At 43.2% G+C, this 1,482-nt stretch carries 1 protein-coding gene; it reads left to right on the top strand.

The window, feature by feature from the left end:
- Nucleotides 1-107 precede the first annotated feature (107 nt).
- Nucleotides 108-1,433, top strand: coding sequence for an ISNCY family transposase (locus ACPEPR_RS13760; protein ID WP_423562560.1), 1,326 nt, complete (start codon nt 108-110; stop codon nt 1,431-1,433).
- Nucleotides 1,434-1,482: the final 49 nt, after the last annotated feature.

Genomic DNA, 1,482 nt, shown 5'->3' with positions numbered 1-1,482 from the left:
TGTAAGCCCAAAATAGAAATGTCCGGTTTCTCCAAAGTAAAAATGTCCGCTTTTAGAATATGCATTTTTGCAATTTCCTTAGCGGACGGTTTGATATGTTGGTGTCTATGTCGGATAAAGAACTTAAACGATTGTCGGTCTTGCAGGAAATCTGTGATCAACGCATAACCCAGTCCCAGGCTGCTCAGTTACTTCATATTTCAGAGCGTCAGATCAGACGCTTACTGCAGAAATACAAAGCTCAAGGCCCAGTTGCATTAGCCCATGCCGGTCGTGGTCAAATCAGCAACTCCAGGCTTCCTGAAGAACTCAGACTCAAGTGCCTCAATATTGTTTCGGATCAACTGCATGGTTTCGGACCCACTTTAGCGCATGAAAAGCTCACTACCATTCATGGATTCGACATTTCGGTGGAAACACTACGTTCTTGGATGATTGCAGCCGATTTATGGATTCCTCGATCCAAGCATCTGAAACGCCCGTATCAGCCTCGTTATAACCGGGACTGTTATGGTGAACTGATTCAAATTGATGGCTCACACCATGACTGGTTTGAAGGTCGAGCCCCTAAATGCTGTCTGCTGGTGTTTATCGATGATGCCACAGGAAAATTGCAGCATTTACGCTTCTGTGAATCAGAATCAGCCTTTGACTATATGATTTCAACACGTTTGTATATTGAGCAGCATGGTAAGCCGTTGGCATTTTACAGCGATAAACATTCAGTCTTCAGGGTGAATCAAAGCAGTAAGAAAGACACCAAGATTACCCAGTTTGGGCGCGTACTCAGCACCCTGAATATCGATATTATCTTCGCTAATTCACCACAGGCCAAAGGCCGTGTAGAACGGGCCAATAGAACGCTTCAGGACCGTCTGATCAAAGAAATGCGCCTGGAAGGCATCTGTTCGATTGAGCAAGCGAATGCCTGGCTACCCTGCTTCATTGAGCAGTTCAATCAGAAGTTCGCCAAGATGGCTTTTAATCCCAAGGATTTACACCGGACTGTTACTGAAACTGCTGAGGAGTTAGATGATGTTTTTACTTGGCGTGAACCCCGCAGAGTCACGAATAGCCTGACGATTACTTATGATAAATGCGTATATCTCCTGGAAAACACGGAAGAAAACCAAAGATTGATTGGTAAGTATCTTGAGTTCCTAGAATACCCGGATGGTACAGTCGCGATTGAATATCAGGGAAGAAAAATCAATTACAGCATCTTCGATAAATTAAGTCAGCTGAACCAGCGAGAGATTGTTGAGAATAAACGTTTAGGTGCTGTTCTCAATCATATTCAACAACAGCATGAAGAATTGGAACAGCAATACAAACGCAATCGTTCTCAATCTATGCCAAGAAGACGAGCACAGAAAACAGCAATTCAACAACGAAATCTAAATCCTGTGCTTGACTTGGAAATGTCCATATAGGACATTTCTATTTGGTTAGTAGGTAGGACATTTCTACTTGGGAATAACA

Origin of the sequence: Acinetobacter sp. AND/436 (assembly GCF_049546925.1) — a bacterium.
GTDB classification, from domain to species: Bacteria; Pseudomonadota; Gammaproteobacteria; order Pseudomonadales; family Moraxellaceae; genus Acinetobacter; species Acinetobacter indicus.
Note: the sequence above shows the minus strand (reverse complement) of the source record. Positions and strands in the feature narration are given on the sequence as shown.